Genomic DNA, 18737 nt, shown 5'->3' on the forward strand with positions numbered 1-18737 from the left:
CCCCCTTATCAAAAACACCTTAGTATTGTTTAGAATTTTCTATTAAAAAGTTTCCTAAATCCTTATCTAAATCTCGTATATGATTCTTCCACCAAGTTGACATTCTATTTTGTACCTTTATTACAAATAATGCAGATGTTCCAGTAGTTTCAAATGTCCTCCTCAATTCTTTAAGTTCCTCTTTAAACTCTTCATGCTGTTTATGTTGAATGCTATATTTAGGATAATTATTTTTCTTTTGAATTTCTTCTTCTTCAGTAAAATGCTTTATAACATAATCTTCAAGGAAATTTAAAGTTCCTATAACCTCATCCTTACCCTTACCTTCTTTCATAGCAGTCAATAATTTATTAATACGATCAAATAATTCTTTGTGTTGATTATCAATATTTACAATTCCCGTTGCTAAATTATTGTCCCAATTTAAATTCATAATAAAACACCCTCTCATAAATTACTTTTAATAAGATTCTTTCTTTATATAAAGATATCTTCTATACGAATACAATTTAAAACACCCTTGCCTATACCAGATACCTATATAATTCAAATTATTTTTTATCATCTATATCTAAATTTAATTTCTTCATAACTTCAATTAATTTATCAGTATTTATTGGTTTAGTTACATACACTTCACAGCCTAGTTCAAAAGCATTTTGGACATCTTTTGCATTATCTAGGGCCGTAATCACAAATTTTTTTGACAAATTCTCATAAGTTATTTGTTTTTCTTTTTCAATTGAATTAATCATCTTCAGCGCCTTTAACCCATCTAACTTCGGCATCATTATGTCAAGACATATAACATCATATGGATCTTTCTCCTCCACTGAAAACATAAATGCCTGGACTGCTTCCTCTCCGTTAACTACCATATCACAATCACCATATTGTGAAAAAAACTTAAATAAAAATCGTCTATTTACGTAATCATCTTCCGCAATAAGAATTCTCATATACCAACCTCTTTTCAACCCAAATTTTATATATTCATTAAACTAATAATGCGTTCTCTTAATTGCTCAAAAGTTATTTTCACTTTTTCCTCATTTCCCCTTCGTGCATTTGCTTTCAACTTAAACCCCATCATTACTAGTTCATCAAACTTAGAAATAACTATAGAGTTATTTATAATCTCTGCTATCTTTTCAATTTTAATTAGATCACTATTTGCCTCGTCCATTTTTTCAACTAATCTTTTTAATTCTGTATTTAGATCTGTGCTTCTATTTATTTCATTCGCATTTTTGAAATTTCTTTTCTCTTGTAATTCATGTGAATTAATATTCACTTTTCCTCTCTTTGCTAGTCTGAAAGCTGCTGTAAAACTAAATGTACTTCCTAGTCCCATATGGCTTTCAACACAAATCCCTCCCCCCAATATTTCAACCAATTGTTTTGACAATGCAAGTCCTAATCCGGTTCCATTATATTCACGGGAATAGGAATTATTTAATTGACTAAAACTTTTAAATAATAAATTCCTGTCTTTCTCATTAATTCCTATTCCTGTATCTTTAACTAAAAACCTTAAAATAATCTTTTCCCCTATTATTTGCTCCCTTTTAATTATTAGCGAAATTTTTCCTTCCTCTGTGAATTTTATTGCATTACTTATCAAGTTATTAAGTATTTGTTGTAACTTTTCAGAATCTCCGTATAATAAATCCGGAATTTCATCTGAACCATTGTATTCTAAAGTAATTCCTTTTTTTCTTACATCGTATGAATAGATTTTAAGTACGTTATGTATTAGATTTTTAAGATTAAAATTCGATTCCCTCAATTCCATTTTTCCTGCTTCTGATTTTGAAAAATTTAGTATTGCATTCACAATATTAATCAGTGAATAAGCACTATCTTTCGCAATTAGAAGATTCTCTCTCAATTCATCCTTTAACTCACTATTCATTAATGTAAGTTCAATCATTCCTATAACACCATTAAGTGGCGTCCTTATCTCATGACTCATATTTGCAAGAAAATTACTTTTTGCTTTATTTGCTGCTTCTGCTTCTTCCTTTGAACTTATAAGAAGATTTCTCATCTCTTCCTCTACTCTTTTTCTCTCAATTCTTTCATGCAAATCCTTAAGTTCTCTTTTTACAACCATTCCAAGACGTGCCATTTTATCCTTCATTATATAATCCTTACATCCAGCACGCATGGCTTCAACAGCTGTCTCCTCTCCTATTTCACCTGATACTATAATAAATGGTATATCTAACTTTGTTTCATTTAATATTTTTAACGCTTCAATAGAATTAAAATTCGGCATTACATGATCAGATAAAATTATGTCCCATTCCTTACAATTTAACGCCTTTCTTAAATCTTCTGCATTTTCTATTTGTTCATAGTTTACATTAAAACCACTTCTTTTAAGTTGTGCTACCTCAAAATTCAAAGAGGCTTTTGAATCTTCTATTATCAAAACTCTAATATCATTTATCATAGGCTTCACTCCACAGAACAATTTTAAATCATTCATATTTTTACATTGTATCTAAATTAATATTTCTAATTGAATCATTTACTAAACAGCTTTTAGTTTCCCTTAATTTAAATTTTGAAACTTGATCTTTTAACATCTCGGCTTGAGAAGCTAACTCTTCACTTGCGGATGCACTTTCTTCTGCCGTTGCTGAATTATTTTGCACCACTGCTGATATCTGAATAACTCCTTGATTAATTTGCGCTATTCCTTCTGCCTGTTCATTTGAAGCTACTGATATTTGATTTATGAATTCAGCAACTTTCACAGTGTCTTCTACAATTTTATTTAGTGCTTCAGATGTCTGTTTTGCTATCTTGGTTCCCATTTCTGCCTTTCTAATAGCACCCTCAATCATCTCTGCAGTTTCCTTTGCTGCTTTTGCAGATCTTGCTGCTAGATTTCTAACTTCCTCTGCAACCACTGCAAAACCTTTTCCATGCTGCCCTGCCCTAGCTGCTTCAACCGCCGCATTTAAAGCTAAAATATTAGTTTGAAATGCAATTTCATCAATAACTTTTATGATCTTATATATACTTGTTGAAGCATTGTTTATATCTTCTACCGCCATTTTCATTGCTTTCATTTGTTCATAGCCTTCTTCAGCATTTATTTTTGCGCTAACAGCAATTTCATTAGCATTTGTGGAGTTCTCTGCATTCATTTTTGTTTGAGCAGATATTTCTTCAATAGATGCCGTTAGTTCTTCAATGGAGCTAGCCTGTTCCATAGCTCCTTCTGAAAGTGCTACACTTGAATCAGAAACTTGTTTTGCTCCTGCTGTAACTTGTTCTGTTGCTGAATTTATATTGCAGATAGTATTGTTTAATTTTTCAGTCATTATCCTAAAAGAAAGGGCTAATAATCCGATCTCATCTTTGCTCTCTATATTAACACTTATATTAAAGTCTCCATCTGCAATTTTATCTGCTATTCTTATTATCTTATTAACTGGTCTACTTATGGATAAAGAGATAACTACTCCTGTTAGTATTGATACAGTTACTCCTATAATTAAGATTATTGTTGTTAATAGTGTTGTTTTATCTGCTGTTTTACTGTTCCCGTCCGAAGTTTCTCTAGCTATCTTTAGCTTTAAATCTGTATATGTTTTTAAATTTAATTGCAACTTTTCTAAAATTGGCTTTCCTTCTGAATATAAATTATTAACTGCTTCTTGATTTTTATTTTGATTCTTTAGTTGAGTTATTTTACTTATAAGATTCATATATTCTGATTTAGAAACCTTTATATCCTCAATAGCTTTTTTCCCTTCAATAGTTAAGGTTGTTTCTGACAATTTATTTAAGCTATAATCAAACTTATCGCTATTGTCCTTAATTTGACTAATATAATCCTGAATTTCCGCTGTATTATCTGAAAGCAAAATGTCTCTGGTGTTAGCTCTTATATTATTAAAATCATTAGAAACCTCAATAACATCTCCTAATGGCTGAGTCATTTTATCATATAATTTAGTATCTAGGTCATTAATTTTATTTATATTTGAAATACAATAAATACCCGTAATACCTGCAATAAAAGCTGCAACTAAAAATCCTAGAAGTATTTTCAAACCTATTTTCATATTTTTGAACCATTTCATAATAATGTCCTCCCTCTATTGTTCAATGTTATTTAGAGTTTCAGCCTCCTCATCATTTATTAACTTATTACAATCTAAAATTAATTTAACTTGATTATCTATTTTTCCTATTCCCTTTATATACTTATTGCTAACTTTGCTTAGATTAGGTGGAGGTACAATGTCTTGATCTGGTATTATCAGAACTTCTGAAACACTATCAACAATAAGACCTATTGATAATTCATTAATATCTATCACGATTATACAAGTCCTGTCATTATACTCCCTAAAATCCTTCTTAAATCTTAGTCTCACATCCATTACGGGAATTATCTTTCCTCTTAAATTAATGATTCCTCTTATATAATCTGGAAGTTCTGGAACTAAAGTTATAGGTTGTATTCCAATAATCTCTGTAACATTATTAATTCCTATACCATAAGATTCATCATCAAGTATGAATGTAAGGTATTTCCCCTTCTGAGTATCTTCTTCCATATCTGCATTATCATTAATTATATTTGTATTCATGCTAACACTTCCTCTCTTCTACTAAAAATCAATACTAATACTTTCCAAACTCTGTGTCATCTAAATTAATACTAATTTTTTTTCTTATGTTAGATACTTGTCCAAAGTCTCTCTCATCTATAGCATTTTCTAGCCTTGATGCTTCCTTTTCTTCTATGCTATCTAAAAATATTTTATTTGAATTTCTCTTTTTTAGATTGAATTGAGCAACCCTTTGTTTCAAAGTTTCTGCCTGACTAGACATCTCTTCACTCGAAGAGGCAGTTTCTTCGGATGTCGCAGAATTTATCTGAGTAACTCTCGATATTTGTTCAATCGCTTCATTTATTTGTGATACTGCAGTCGCCTGTTCATTACAAGATGCTGCTATTTTTCTTACTATTTCAGAAGTGCTACTAATATCGTTAACTATTGAATTTAGTGATTCTGCTGTATTGTTAGCTATTTGAGTTCCAGAATTCACTTTTCTTATTGATCCTTCTATCAAAGCGGTTGTTTCTTTAGCTGCATTTGCACTTCTACCTGCAAGATTTCTAACCTCTTCAGCAACTACCGCAAATCCCTTCCCATGCTGTCCTGCCCTTGCGGCTTCTACCGCTGCGTTAAGAGCCAATATATTAGTTTGGAAAGCTATTTCATCTATCACTTTTATTATTTTAGAAATATTTTCAGATGCTTCATTAATCTCATTCATAGCCTTTAGCATAGTACTCATTTCTGTATTTCCATTAATAGCATTAGTTGTGGCTTTTGTAGCCAACTCATTAGCTTCATTAGCACTTATAGCATTTAATTTTGTTTGTTCTCCTATTTCTGAAAGCGAAGCAGTTACTTCCTCCACAGCACTTGCTTGTTCCGCAGATGCTTGCGATAGATTTTGGCTTGCATTTGAGACTTGTACTGATGCCGAAGCCACCTCATTTGCTGATATATTTATATCAGTTAGCACTTGATTAATTTCTTGTACTGATAAATTTAAAGCATTCATTATATTTCCATAATCACCTTTATAGGAATTCTCAATGCGAACATTGAGATTACCTTTTGACATTTCTTCTAAAACACTTTTTATTTCTCCTATTGGCTTAGCAAAAGCATCCATGGCTTTATTTATTATACTTATGAGTTCTTTAAAGCTTCCTGTATATTTTTCACTTTCACCTCTAATATCTAAATTTCCTTCAGCCGCTGCTGAAAGAACCATTATTTGTTCGTCAACAACTTTAAGAATATTAGATTTTAATCCATACAGACTTTCATTTGCAATTCCGTATCTTCCCGGCAACTTTTCAAGCTCAACTGAGAAATCTCCTTCTGAATAAGATTTTAATACCGCAAATATTTTTATTAATACATCAATAGATATCCACATTCCATCATTAACGCTTTGGGCCATTTGCCTATATACCCCATCGAATTTTGAAACATCTATTCTATCTCTTGTATTACCTAATTTAAATGTATCATTCATCCAATTGACTTCTTTAACAAATAAATTTAACGTATCAATTAATGTGTTCAAATTGTTCTTTATTTTATTAAATTCACCTTGGTATTCATTTTTAATCTTTTCTGGTACATCCCCATTACTTATCCTTTTCACATAATCAGCTGTGATATTAATAGGTTCAATAAATGCTTCAATTACATCATTAATTCCATCAATCATTTTAGCCCATGATCCATTAAACTTGGATGAATCTATCCTTTTTGCTAAATTTCCTGATTTAATTTCATTGGCTATGTTAATCTGTTCCTTAGATATATTTAATAAATTATTTCTTAAGTCTTCTATATGCTCATTTACTAATCCATACCTTCCTGGGAATTTTTCAAGCTCAACTGTAAAATCTCCTTTTGAATATGATTTAAGCACTGCAAATAACTTAATAAATACTTCTATCGATATCCATGTAGTATCATTAATACATTCCACCATTTCTTTATAAGAACCTTGAAATTTTGTAGCATCTATTTTATCTCTTGTATTCCCTAATCTAAAGCTTTCTTTGAACCAATGAATATTTTCCATTAGATTATTGAAGTTATCTATAAGTTTATTAATACTTGTTTTTATTACATTAAATGATCCTATTTCCTCTCTGGTGTATTTCTCACTAAATTCTCCTTTACTTATCTTTTCTATGTAATGTGAGGTTGCTTTAATATTCTTTATAAACATATTCATTGTTGCTAAACTCTTCCTATGTACATTTCCCCACGCCCCTGAGTATTTTGATAAATCTAAAGCTATATCAAAATTACCTTTTTTAATGCAATCTTCAATCAAATTAGAATCATCAATCAAATTATTTATATTTTTTTGTATCTGTTTAAGTGAATTAGCCAAATCACCGAATTCATCAGTAAAATCTGCCTGTATATCTTCATCAAATTCTCCGTTAGCAATTTTCCTTGCAATATTATTAATTTTTCTCATATGCTTGTAAATAAAATTTATTAGTAATAATCCCATGATTGCTGTGATTATTATAGACAATAGTAGTATCATTATCATATTAATTCGCATTTCTTTTATATCTGCCGCGTTTCCTACTTCAATATTAAATGCGACAAACAAAGCAATTTCCATAGCTATAATACCTATAAATATTAACCCAATTTTATTTTTTATTTTCAGATTACTTACCTCAAACATCTTAATCCATCCCATCTAACAAAATTTACTCTTATGATGTTATCTTAAATTTCAAGTTAATTTCCTAATACTTTCAATTACATGCTTATCTTAAAGTTTTATTCGCTAATATTTCTTTCTATATTTAATAGTTGTTTAGATACAAGGTCTTCCCTGAAAGGTTTTACTATAAAAGATATAGCTCCTGCTAACATAGCCTCCTTAACTTGGATTTCATGCGCTAATGATGAAATAACTATAATCTTTGCATTTTCATCTATTGATTTAATGATCTTTATTGCCTCTACTCCTCCAAGTTCTGGCATGGTCAAATCCATTGTCACAATATCTGGTTTTAATAAATTATATAGTTTTACGGCCTTTATCCCAGTATCAGCTTCACCTATGATCTCAAATCCGCAATTTTGTAAAATAGATTTTAACGCCAATCTCATGAATTCCGCATCATCTACCACTAAAACTCTTTTCATATAATTTCACCCCCATGAAATGCTATAAAAATACCACTTTTCCTTTAATTTTATTTTAAATGTTTTTAAAATTGGTTTGTAGTACCACAAGTCATGTAGTATCATGCAAATTGCACGATTAATTTGTATAAATATGCCGATTGCATTTTTATTTAAAATCCGCTTCATATAGTTGACACTTATAAACTATTTTTACCGCGAATAGTGACCTAACCTTTATAATTTAATTCAAAAATTAAATTAATAAATCTCTACACATAAAATTTTATTAGTTTAATTAAGATTAGCTTTATACATTGTTCATGTATTTGTAAAATGTTATAATTTATATTAGAATCTACAAACGATTAATCTGTGTTTTCATTAGATTTAATAAATATTATTTGTCTACTTTTCACGAAAATTTAATATATTGCTTATTTGGGTAAAGAGAGGGTTCGTATATGACAAGAGTAATTATTGCAGAAGACCAGAAACTTTTACGAGAAAGTTTTAAAAACATAATTGAAAATAACAGTGATATAAAAGTTGTAGCTTGCGCTACTAATGGAAATGAAGCATATAATCTATGTAAAGAATATATGCCTGATGTTGTTTTAATGGATCTGTCTATGCCTATATGTAATTGTACGGAAGCCACAAAACTAATAAAAGCAGAACTTCCATCGGTTAAGGTACTAGTTTTAACTGCATCTAATGATAAATCTGATGTCACAGATGCTATAAGTAATGGTGCTGACGGATATATCTTAAAAGATATAAGTACTGAGGAACTTATACTATCTATAAAAAGCACCTCACTAGGACTTGGCATAATTACTAAAGATATCTTAAGTCCTATGATATTAAATCTGCGTAAAGAAAATAAAAAAGCTAAGAAAAAAATTATTGATATTAATGGTATAAATATATCATTAACTGAAAGAGAACTAAAAATAGTATCTATGATTGTTGATGGAAAAGATAATAAAGAAATTGCATCATCTTTATTTATTGCCGAAGGTACTGTTAAAAATATTATTACAGAAATAATTTCAAAGCTTAGTTTAAGAGATCGTACTCAACTTGCAGTTTATGCTGTAAAAAATGGACTAGTATAAATAGTCCATTTTTATTTTAACATATCACAAATAACATTAGGTATGTTTGAAATAGCTACTTGCTTTTCAACAGCTCCAATTTCAAAAGCAACTTTTGGCATACCATATACAACAGAGGATTTCTGATCCTGCCCTATAGTTCTTGCCCCTGCTCTTCGCATTGACATAAGCCCCACTGCTCCATCATGCCCCATTCCTGTTAGAATAACTCCTATGGCATTTTTCGATGCTACCTTAGCCACTGATTCAAAAAGTACATCTACAGATGGACAATGTCCATTAACTTTATTACCTTGAATAGTTTCTACAATGTACTTATCCGCAGCCTTCTTAAGTTTCATATGTTTATCTCCTGGTGCTATCAAAACTTTACCTGGCTCAATAGTATCTCCCGTCTGAGCTTCTTTAACAGTAAATTGTGTTTGCAAATTTAATCTATCTGCAAACATTTTAGAAAACACTGGAGGAATATGTTGCACTATAATTATTCCAGGAATATCTTTTGGAAGATTTTTTAATAGATTATAAATAGCTTCTGTTCCTCCAGTAGATGCTCCTATAGCAATCACTTTATTTTTAGCATTTATGCTCTTTTCCATTCCCCCATTGCTACCACTCTTTGAAATCTGCCCTAAATTAGCAGATAGATTTACATTTGCTGCTCCTCTAATTTTGACTATCAACTCATTAATAAAAATTTCAAATCCATTAGGAGTTCTAGCATCAGGCTTACTTAAAAAGTCTACTGCTCCTGCATCCATAGCATCGAAGACTACATCGCTTATAGAACTTACAACTATTATTGGAATTTTATATTGAGGAAGAAGCCTTTTAATAAATTCTACACCATTTAATTTTGGCATTTGTACATCACAAATCATAACATCAGGATTTAATTCTAATAGTTTATCTCTAGCATCATAGGGATCTACCGCCTTTCCAACAACATCTATATTAGGTGCCGTCGATATTCCTCTTGATATTGCTTCCCTAAATACTATACTGTCATCAACTATTAAAACTCTAATTGATCTCATTAACTTCACCTTCTTAGCCCTTTAAATTATCTTAAGATAACCCTATTCCTTTCTATATACAGATGGCATTATATACTTAAATCCAGCTGTATCACCACTTAGTGATTCCGAATGCCCTATAAAAAGATATCCACCGTACTCCATGCTGTTATAAAATTTACGGATTAGCTCATTCTTTGTTCTATTATCAAAATAGATCATTACGTTTCTACAGAAAATTACATGAAACTTTTTCTTAAACGGAAATACTTCTTCCATTAAATTAAATTTTCTATATATTATTTCATTTTTAATATTCTCTGAAAATACGAAATTTTCCTCATCATATTTTTTTAAATAAGTCTTCTTCCACATCTCCGGTAGTGGTGCGATTTGTTCTTTATGATATATTCCATTTTTAGCAATGCTTAATACCTTTTCGGATATATCTGTCGCTAGTATTTTTTTATCCCACCATAACTTTTCTTGTTTAAAGAATTCGCTTAATATCATGGCAATAGTATATGCCTCTTCGCCAGAAGAACACCCAGCTGACCATATTCTTAAATCTTTATCCCTTACTGAATTAACCAAATAAGGAAGTACCTTTTCTCTCAAGTAGTCAAAATGTGCTTTCTCACGCATAAAATATGTATGATTTGTTGTAATTTTATTGAGAAGCGTACTAACTGCCTTTCCACTCTTATCAGAAACTACATATTGATAATATTGAGAGAAATCTTCTATATTATGCTCTGCTAACACGTTATGGAGCCTTCCAATTACCAACATTTTTTTCTCTTCTCTGAGATTAATCCCATAGTTCTCCTTTATATAATTGGATAATTGAGCAAATTCTTTTTCTGTAATTGAAATCATATAATCACCTTATCTCTAATATTTTCCAAATTCATTATCACTAAGTATTATCTTTTTAGTATTTGATGCTTTTTTCTCTAAATATTTATCATTTTCCTCAATTAAGTTTCTTGTACTTTTACTTATATCATTATGAGCACTATGGTTAATATAATCATTGTTAAAATTAGACACCGAGCCTCTATCACTTGCTAATCTAAACATTTGAACTTGTTCTTTTAAAACTTCTGCCTGACCTGCTAATTCCTCACTTGCAGCTGCACTTTCTTCTGAAGTTGCTGAATTACTTTGTACAACTTGTGATATCTGTATTATTCCTTGTGATATCTGTGAAATTCCTGTAGCTTGTTCTTCAGAGGCATCTGATATACCATTAATTATTTTTGCAACCTCTTCTATATCACTAACAATACTTTCGAGCGCATCTGCAGTTTGATTTGCTATATTAGTTCCATCTTGAATTTTAATAATTGATTCTTCTATTATTTCTGTAGTTTCTTTAGCTGCCTTTGCTGATCTTGCTGCTAAGTTCCTAACTTCTTCAGCTACCACAGTAAATCCTTTTCCATATTGACCTGCTCTAGCAGCTTCTACAGCAGCATTTAAAGCAAGTATATTCGTTTGAAATGCAATTTCATCAATCACCTTAATAATTCTTGATATACTATTAGAAGAAACGTTAATTTCATCCATTGCCTTAAGCATTAATTTCATTTCATTATTTCTTTTCCCTGCATTTGTTTTAGTACTATCTGTTATAATATTGGCCTTTTTAGCATTTTCAGCATTTACTGATATTTGAGAAGATATTTCTTCGATAGAAGCTGTTAATTCTTCAACAGCACTTGCTTGCTCTGTAGCCCCTTGTGATAAAGCTATAGTTGAATCTGCTATTTGTCTAGATCCAACTGTAACTTGTTCTGCTGCAAAGCCTATCTGACCAATTACTTCATTTAATCTATATTTCATTCTTTTCATTTCTTCTGATAATATACCAATTTCATCTTTTGAATTATTAATAATCTCTACATCTAAGTTTCCTTTGCTGATTTCACTTGTTACAGTCATAAGCTTCGATATAGAGTTACTTATAGCTTTTGAAATCATAATGCCAAGTGATAGGGCTATAATTATAGCTGCGACTATTACAAAAATCATAGTCACAACAGCATTATTAACCTCTGCTGAATATTCATTTGATCTACTAAATCCCCCTGATTCCTTTAATTGAAATAAATTATCTACAGAATTATTTATTTGATCAGATAGCTTTTGTGTTGAGTCCTGTCCCATTAAAGCAAGAGCTTCATCTTTCTTGCCTGAAAGAGATAACTCTATAATCGTATCCTTTATTTCATCATATTTGCCTAAAAGTGTATTAAGATTAGAAAACTCGGCTTTTGCTTCATCGCTTTGAAGTGAACCTTCAAATTTTTTTAAACTTTCCTGAATTTTTGCATCATAATTTTTTATTCTATTAGCATAATCACTCATATCTCTTCCATCTCTATACATTGTAATATTATTCAAATTTATCTTAAGTCTTTGAAAAGATATAGATACATTAGCAACATCCGCAATTGATGCTCCATAATTAGTATACAAGTTAGTATAGTTTTGATCTATCTTTTTTATTTTTGTAATTCCTATACCACCAACTATTCCAGCTAATAAAGCCACTACAATAAATCCAATTATTAATTTTGTTCCAACCTTTATATTGTTTAACCACCTCATATTCTTTACCTCCATTAACCACTTATTTTAAATTAAACTTAAATTTTACTATTTATACTGTTGTCATTAATCCGTCCATATCGATTATTAAACTTATATTCCCATCTCCCAAAAGAGTACATCCAGCCAAATCCTTAATATTTCTAATGTTTTTTATATAGTTCGGAAGCGCTTTAACAACTACTTGCTGTTGTCCTAATAACTCATCTACTAAAATGCATACCCACTTTTCATCCTGCTCTATCATTATTAGAATCCCATCTGGCAATTTATCTGTATCAGTTCTTATAGAAAAATGCTCGTTCAATCTAAGTATAGGATAGCATTGACCTCTAACCATAATCATCTCATTATTATCTGGATCTTTTATAATATCGCTTTCTTTTGGTCTAAAAAATTCTTTTATAGAGCTAGTTGGAAGAGTGTATCTGGAATTTCCAACTCTTACATTCATTCCATCTATAATTGCAAGAGTTAATGGTATCTTAATAGTGATACTTGTACCAAATTCCAACACACTATCTATACTGACCGTTCCCCCTATCTTTTCAATATTTTTTACTACAACATCCATCCCTACTCCTCTGCCACTAAACTCTGATACGGCCTCTTTAGTTGAGAATCCCGGCAAAAATATTAGACTAAATATTTCTTTTTTACTCATTTCACTTTCATCTTTAGTAAGTAATCCATTGTTTCTTGCTTTTTCTAGTATCTTTTCTTCATTTAGACCCCTGCCATCATCTTTTACTATAATTAAGACATCGCTACCTGCATTTTTAGCTTCTAACACCAGATTTCCTACTTGCTGTTTTCCTTTATCAATTCTTTCTTCTACTGTCTCTATTCCATGATCAATAGAATTACGAACTAAATGCATTAATGGATCTGATATATGTTCAATTATATTTTTATCTACTTCTGTTTCTTCTCCTATGATCGTTAATTTGACTTCCTTATCCATTTTCTTGCTCATATCTCTAACAATTCTATTCATCTTTTGAAAAGTTGCAGAAAGTGGAACCATCCTTATTGACATTACTGTATCCTGCATTTCTGCTATAATTTTACGAAGTTGCCTTGCTGATTTTTGAAAATTATCTATTTCAAGCCCAATTAAATCTGGATTTTGTGTAACCATTGATTCCGAAATTACTAACTCCCCAATAAGATCCATAAGCCTATCTGCCTTAGCTACACTTAGACTTATAAATCCATGATTAGAAGATGTTTTTTCATTTTTCTTTTCCTCTGCTATATTTTTCTTTTCTTCTTCCTTCTTACTACATTCTTTTTCTATCGCAACCTCTTCAATAACTTCTTTATTATCTAAAAAGGCGTCATCGTCTTCCCCCATTAAGCTAATATCAAGTGCACTTAAAAAAACAGTTTCATTCAGAATTGTTTTTACATCCTCTAGATTTAAATCTGAAGAAAAATATATTTTAAACCCATTCTTCCTGATTTCTTCACAGGCTTTTTCATCATCGTCTATTATATTTTCTGGTGAGCTACATATTATTTCAGCTACTTCTGATAGTTTATGAAGAATACCAAAACACCTTATGTTTTCCATTCCGCAATCTTCTGAAAATTGAATTTTAGCTTTGTATTTTTGATTAGATGCGTCCCTTTTACTTTTTGCGCTGGTTATAAAAAATTTTTGCTGCTCAAATTTATTCTCATTAGGAGCTGTATCACTATCAATTGTTTCTATTCCTTTGAGTTTATTTAAAAACTCCTTTATACTAGTAATTTTATTTGTGCAATCTCCATCTGGCGTATTTCCTTGCTGAATTTTAGAAATTTCGCCTTTAATAAAATCAATTGAATCTAACACAATATCACTTAATATATTATTATCCACTTCTTCTGGCTTATTTTCTCTAAGATAATAAAACAAATCTTCAACAGAATGAGAGAGTCCAGAAATGTTATTAAAAAGCATCATAGCTGATGATCCTTTGACTGTATGCATAATTCTAAATATTTCATCTATCGAATTTGAGAACCCATTTTCTTTTTCTCCATCAATAACTAGTTGCTCTAATTGCTCTATAAGCTGGGTTGTTTCAAAAATATACATATCTAACATAGATTCATTTATAAAGCTTTCTGACATTTTAATTCCCCCCTTTTTTGCATATTTCTTATATAAAACGTTAATCTCTCTATATTCTATATTAAATTTTTTATTGCAATCTTTTAAGTCACTTAAGTCATTGATTTTGATGCAAAATGCACTACTATACTACATATAAATGCAAATTGCACAAAATATCCTGAATTTTATATAAAAAGAGCATTCAATCTCTATAGATTGAATGCTCTGAATTAGCTATATGTAAAATTTCTTATTAATCTCTTAGCTCCTATTTAGTTAATTTGATTTCTCCTCTGTAGGCACTGGGTATTTACGTACCACAAAAATTTCCACTCTTCTATTTTTAGCTCTTCCATCCTCTGTCGCATTAGATGCCTTAGGCATATGTTCTCCATAAGCCTGTATTGATATCTTCTCCTGATTAATACCACCTGTACTAACCATATAATTCAACACATTTATAGCACGCATAGCACTTAAATCCCAATTTGAACGAAACTTCCCATTATTAATTGGCACATTATCAGTATACCCCGCAACTTTTATTTCATTATCTAGCCCATAAAGCATATGCGAAATTTTTAAAAGCAATTGTGATACATCTTTTAATACATCTGCTTCACCTGAATTAAAAAGTACAACATCTTGTATAGAAATTGCTAATCCTTCATTATTAAGATCAACTTTAACTTTATCAGAATAGCCTTCTTTTTTAATTTCCTCTTCTATCATCTTTTTAACTTCAGTCATTTTATCTTCTTCAGTCTTATTATCACTAACACCAGACTCCTCCAAAGGAATTGCAGAGTTACCATCTTGATGCATAACACCAGATCCACCGGCAAATATTATATTAAATTCTTTAGCCATTGACTGAAGTTTTGCCTTATCTGTTTGTCCCATGGCAAACATAACGATAAATAGCGCTAGCAGAAGTGTTAACATGTCTGAATATGGAAGAAGCCATGCTTCATCTACATGCTCTTCATGATGTTGCTTTTTCTTACTCATCACTTTTCTCCTTTTAACTAGTTATCATTATTATTTTCTTCAAATCTTATTCTTTGTTTTGGCTCAAGCATTCCCACTAGCTTTCTTTCAATACTCTTTGGATTATTTCCTGCCTGAATAGCTAAAATTCCTTCAAGCATAATATTCATATTTTTTATTTCTTCTTGGGATTTTCTCTTTAACCTATTTGCAAATGGATGCCATATTAAATATCCAGTAAAGATACCATAAACAGTTGCAACAAAGGCTGATTTTATACTCTCTCCAAGTTTTTCGATATCATTAAGATTTCCAAGAGCACCTATTAATCCTATAACCGCTCCTAGAACTCCAAGTGTTGGCGCGGTACCACCTGCTGTTGTAAACGCTGTTGCGCCAAGACGATGCCTATCCTCCATACTCTCAATCTCTATTTCTAGAACTTCCTTTATAAGATCTGGTTCTAGCCCGTCAACCACCATTTCTAATCCTTTTTTCATAAATTTATTTTCTAATCCTTGTATTGTACTTTCAAGAGATAATAATCCATCTCTTCTAGTTGTCTGAGACATCTCTACAAGCTGTGCTATAATTTCAGCTGGATCTTCTTGCCCCTTAGCACTAAAAAGAACACCAAAAATCTTAGGAAGCTTAGTAAACTCTCCTTTTGGAAAAGAATTTAGCAAGGCTATTACAGTACCACCAATGATTACCAGCATCGCTTCAGCACTCATAAGTACTTGAAGACTTGCTCCCTTTTCCAGCATGGCTGCAACTACAATTATTAACCCTCCAATAAGACCAATTACTAAAAATATATCCATGTTTGTCCCCCTTTATTGTTCTTCGCACGTCATATGATTAAATGTTATTTTTTATTAGCAATATAACATATAATTACATTTTTTGTCGTTTTTCTTAATCATTTGGAATCTACAACCTATAACTATAATACCATAATCTTGAACAATCGAAAACTATATTTTGACATATTATATAACATAAATTCTATATAATTTGACTATATGACATCTTTATTTTCCATTATTCATTTAATTTGTTAAAGATACTAAATTCAGATAAAAACCCCTTTGTTAACGTTGTCTTGATTGTCGAAATATAAAGTACTACCATCATTATGAATTAATGTACAATTCACTTATGGAAAATAATCACTTGAAATAATTAAAATCTTTTATATGAACTGTACATCTATTTCTTAATATTTGATAACTGAAATTCCTAGAAATTATATTTTAAATTTCTTTATAGTCTCTTCTAATTTCTTTGCTAGCATAAATTGTTCTTTTGCAGTAACTGAAATATTATTCATGGAAGAGATTGAATTACTCGAACTATTTTCTATATTGTTAGTACTCTCAGAAGATTTTTGAGACATTTGAGCCATATGTTGAACTGCATCTGATACTTGACTTATTACCTCATTAATTTCTTCAGACATCTTTGCTAATTCAGAGGACATGGAATTTACGAAGTCTGCATCCTTATAATACTGCTTTCCTATATGCGAAAATTCCTCAAACTGTTTATTTACATCCACATCCATGAACTGTAAAAGTTCATTACTACTTAAAGATAGGTCATTGAAAGATTTTTCTACTTTTCCAATAACTTTTTTAACATTTTCAACTGCTTCTGAAGATTGATCTGCAAGTTTTCTAACTTCTTTTGACACTACAGCAAAACCTCTTCCTTGTTCTCCTGCCCTCGCAGCTTCTATTGCAGCATTTAATGATAACAAGTTTATTTGCTCAGCTATTTCAGAAATAGCATTAGCCATAATCCCAATCTCATGCACTACCTTTCCTTCTTCAATGGCTTTAATAATCTTTTCTTCCTTCTCATGATATACTTTACTTATAGATTGAATTGCCTTATTACTACTATTCTCCACGGTATTTGCCCGTGCTTTTATATTTGTGACATTACTTGTCCCATCCATTGCCTTTTCAGATAATATATTAACAGTCAAGTTTACTTCTTCTACAGATGCAGATATCTCCTCTGCAATTGCACTATTTTCTTGAACACTCGTATTTATTTTCTTTGTTTCTTCATTTACTGCAATTAAATTATTACTTATTTCATTTACAGATATAGTCAAATTTTCGCTGGACGAATTTACATTATGTATATTTTCAGTTATTGCACTTATAAGTTCACGTACATTTTGCTGTGCCTTATTCAAAGTATCTGCTGTTTGTCCATATTCATCATACCTCTTTAAAACTAAATCCTCTGAAAAATCGTAATTCGAAAGTCTAGTTGCTAAACTCTTTATTTTAAATAACACTTTTGATGAATCTCTTGATATTGATATTCCAACAAACAAAGTTATTAAAACAGAGAAAATTCCCAACACAACAAATTGAATTTTAGTAAAATCTATGGATTCCTTCATGTTGCCCTGAGTTTCACTTGCTGCCTTTTCCATTACATCTGTTATCTGATTTATGTCCTCCCTAGATTCAGCAAACTTTTTATTAAACTGTTCCTTATTTTTTACCTCTCCTGTATCTACATCAAAACTATCTAACCAGCCTTGATAATTATTTTTAAATTCATCGTAAAGTTCAAACACATTTTTGTTGCTTTCATTATGTTTAATATCTTGTAAAGATGCCTTAATTGGAAGTAACATATTTATAGCATTACTTGTTCTATCTTTTGCTTGACCTATGTTATCTTTTAAATCTTTTATATTCTTATTCTTATCAGATTCACTTATGTTCGCATAACTTAAATTATTCTGAGCAACAAGAGCCTGATACATATCTCTATCTGCATTTAGTATAAGACTATTTACCTTATATAATTTTTCATAATACATATCTGTTAATGTACTATACGTATTTGTGATTTTTAGTATTCCTTCTATAGACAAAAATATAACTGCAATCAATGGTATTATCACCATTAACATCAATTTTGTTCTAATCTTTAAATTCTTCAATACATCCCCCTCCATTTAGCAACATTTTTCTTATTTTATTTCAAAATTTCTTCTATTTTTCTGCGATAATATTAATAAAATAAAATATAGTTACTAAATTCCACATAATATTAATAATTCCTTTCTATTTTTGTATTCTATTTTAAAAATTTAGTATTTCTAATCTTATATACAGTTATTAATCCGCTAATT

The 18737-nt window shown here is 30.3% G+C and carries 15 protein-coding genes; 1 reads left to right on the top strand and 14 read right to left on the bottom strand.

The window, feature by feature from the left end; translation table 11 throughout:
- Positions 1-19 precede the first annotated feature (19 nt).
- The 7 genes from ACJDTP_RS02460 to ACJDTP_RS02490 all read right to left on the bottom strand — a co-directional run bounded on the left by ACJDTP_RS02460 (position 20) and on the right by ACJDTP_RS02490 (position 7745).
- Complete coding sequence (locus tag ACJDTP_RS02460) at positions 20-433, bottom strand: bacteriohemerythrin (protein WP_161222777.1); 414 nt, start codon at positions 431-433, stop codon at positions 20-22.
- Between the two features lie 118 nt (positions 434-551).
- On the bottom strand, positions 552-959 hold the full coding sequence (locus ACJDTP_RS02465) for a response regulator (RefSeq protein ID WP_023975967.1): 408 nt from the start codon (positions 957-959) through the stop codon (positions 552-554).
- A gap of 26 nt (positions 960-985) precedes the next feature.
- On the bottom strand, positions 986-2458 hold the full coding sequence (locus tag ACJDTP_RS02470; protein ID WP_406760397.1) for an ATP-binding response regulator: 1473 nt from the start codon (positions 2456-2458) through the stop codon (positions 986-988).
- Positions 2459-2498: 40 nt separating this feature from the next.
- A complete protein-coding gene (locus ACJDTP_RS02475; protein WP_406760398.1) occupies positions 2499-4103 on the bottom strand; it encodes a methyl-accepting chemotaxis protein in 1605 nt (534 codons plus the stop codon).
- Positions 4104-4118: 15 nt separating this feature from the next.
- Positions 4119-4616 (bottom strand): chemotaxis protein CheW, encoded by a 498-nt coding sequence (locus tag ACJDTP_RS02480; protein WP_103698061.1) that lies wholly within the window; start codon positions 4614-4616, stop codon positions 4119-4121.
- Between the two features lie 34 nt (positions 4617-4650).
- Positions 4651-7275: a methyl-accepting chemotaxis protein gene (locus tag ACJDTP_RS02485; RefSeq protein WP_406760399.1), complete on the bottom strand. Its 2625-nt coding sequence runs from the start codon at positions 7273-7275 to the stop codon at positions 4651-4653.
- A gap of 98 nt (positions 7276-7373) precedes the next feature.
- On the bottom strand, positions 7374-7745 hold the full coding sequence (locus ACJDTP_RS02490; RefSeq protein WP_406760400.1) for a response regulator: 372 nt from the start codon (positions 7743-7745) through the stop codon (positions 7374-7376).
- 443 nt (positions 7746-8188) lie between these two features.
- Between ACJDTP_RS02490 and ACJDTP_RS02495 the strand changes: the two genes are divergently transcribed.
- Entirely contained in the window at positions 8189-8845 is a 657-nt protein-coding gene (locus ACJDTP_RS02495) for a response regulator (protein ID WP_406760401.1), read from the top strand.
- 11 nt (positions 8846-8856) lie between these two features.
- On the opposite strand, the gene ACJDTP_RS02500 is transcribed toward ACJDTP_RS02495, so the two are convergent.
- From ACJDTP_RS02500 to ACJDTP_RS02530, 7 genes are all read right to left on the bottom strand, one after another.
- The gene (locus ACJDTP_RS02500; RefSeq protein ID WP_173709269.1) at positions 8857-9882 is read right to left on the bottom strand and encodes a protein-glutamate methylesterase/protein-glutamine glutaminase; all 1026 of its coding nucleotides are present in this window, start codon (positions 9880-9882) and stop codon (positions 8857-8859) included.
- A gap of 42 nt (positions 9883-9924) precedes the next feature.
- Complete coding sequence (locus ACJDTP_RS02505; protein WP_171772854.1) at positions 9925-10740, bottom strand: CheR family methyltransferase; 816 nt, start codon at positions 10738-10740, stop codon at positions 9925-9927.
- A gap of 15 nt (positions 10741-10755) precedes the next feature.
- Positions 10756-12477: a methyl-accepting chemotaxis protein gene (locus ACJDTP_RS02510; RefSeq protein WP_406760402.1), complete on the bottom strand. Its 1722-nt coding sequence runs from the start codon at positions 12475-12477 to the stop codon at positions 10756-10758.
- A 52-nt stretch (positions 12478-12529) separates the two neighbouring features.
- Positions 12530-14599: a chemotaxis protein CheW gene (locus tag ACJDTP_RS02515; RefSeq protein ID WP_406760403.1), complete on the bottom strand. Its 2070-nt coding sequence runs from the start codon at positions 14597-14599 to the stop codon at positions 12530-12532.
- Positions 14600-14857: 258 nt separating this feature from the next.
- Positions 14858-15592, bottom strand: a complete 735-nt coding sequence (locus ACJDTP_RS02520; RefSeq protein WP_173709272.1) for a flagellar motor protein MotB — start codon at positions 15590-15592, stop codon at positions 14858-14860.
- 17 nt (positions 15593-15609) lie between these two features.
- Positions 15610-16395, bottom strand: a complete 786-nt coding sequence (gene motA, locus ACJDTP_RS02525) for a flagellar motor stator protein MotA (RefSeq protein ID WP_039773013.1) — start codon at positions 16393-16395, stop codon at positions 15610-15612.
- A gap of 425 nt (positions 16396-16820) precedes the next feature.
- Positions 16821-18545 carry a methyl-accepting chemotaxis protein gene (locus tag ACJDTP_RS02530; protein WP_406760404.1) on the bottom strand — a complete coding sequence of 575 codons (1725 nt, stop codon included), beginning with the start codon at positions 18543-18545 and terminating at the stop codon, positions 16821-16823.
- Positions 18546-18737 lie beyond the last annotated feature (192 nt).

Origin of the sequence: Candidatus Clostridium helianthi (assembly GCF_045310795.1) — a bacterium.
In the GTDB taxonomy this organism is placed as follows: Bacteria; Bacillota; Clostridia; order Clostridiales; family Clostridiaceae; genus Clostridium; species Clostridium helianthi.

What these genes read in the sequence shown, in the direction of transcription:
- ACJDTP_RS02460 (WP_161222777.1), bottom strand. Translation starts at nt 433, where the DNA reads ATGAATTTAAATTGGGACAATAATTTAGCAACGGGAATTGTAAATATT.
- ACJDTP_RS02465 (WP_023975967.1), bottom strand. Translation starts at nt 959, where the DNA reads ATGAGAATTCTTATTGCGGAAGATGATTACGTAAATAGACGATTTTTA.
- ACJDTP_RS02470 (WP_406760397.1), bottom strand. Translation starts at nt 2,458, where the DNA reads ATGATAAATGATATTAGAGTTTTGATAATAGAAGATTCAAAAGCCTCT.
- ACJDTP_RS02475 (WP_406760398.1), bottom strand. Translation starts at nt 4,103, where the DNA reads ATGAAATGGTTCAAAAATATGAAAATAGGTTTGAAAATACTTCTAGGA.
- ACJDTP_RS02480 (WP_103698061.1), bottom strand. Translation starts at nt 4,616, where the DNA reads ATGAATACAAATATAATTAATGATAATGCAGATATGGAAGAAGATACT.
- ACJDTP_RS02485 (WP_406760399.1), bottom strand. Translation starts at nt 7,275, where the DNA reads ATGTTTGAGGTAAGTAATCTGAAAATAAAAAATAAAATTGGGTTAATA.
- ACJDTP_RS02490 (WP_406760400.1), bottom strand. Translation starts at nt 7,745, where the DNA reads ATGAAAAGAGTTTTAGTGGTAGATGATGCGGAATTCATGAGATTGGCG.
- ACJDTP_RS02495 (WP_406760401.1), top strand. Translation starts at nt 8,189, where the DNA reads ATGACAAGAGTAATTATTGCAGAAGACCAGAAACTTTTACGAGAAAGT.
- ACJDTP_RS02500 (WP_173709269.1), bottom strand. Translation starts at nt 9,882, where the DNA reads ATGAGATCAATTAGAGTTTTAATAGTTGATGACAGTATAGTATTTAGG.
- ACJDTP_RS02505 (WP_171772854.1), bottom strand. Translation starts at nt 10,740, where the DNA reads ATGATTTCAATTACAGAAAAAGAATTTGCTCAATTATCCAATTATATA.
- ACJDTP_RS02510 (WP_406760402.1), bottom strand. Translation starts at nt 12,477, where the DNA reads ATGAGGTGGTTAAACAATATAAAGGTTGGAACAAAATTAATAATTGGA.
- ACJDTP_RS02515 (WP_406760403.1), bottom strand. Translation starts at nt 14,599, where the DNA reads ATGTCAGAAAGCTTTATAAATGAATCTATGTTAGATATGTATATTTTT.
- ACJDTP_RS02520 (WP_173709272.1), bottom strand. Translation starts at nt 15,592, where the DNA reads ATGAGTAAGAAAAAGCAACATCATGAAGAGCATGTAGATGAAGCATGG.
- motA (WP_039773013.1), bottom strand. Translation starts at nt 16,395, where the DNA reads ATGGATATATTTTTAGTAATTGGTCTTATTGGAGGGTTAATAATTGTA.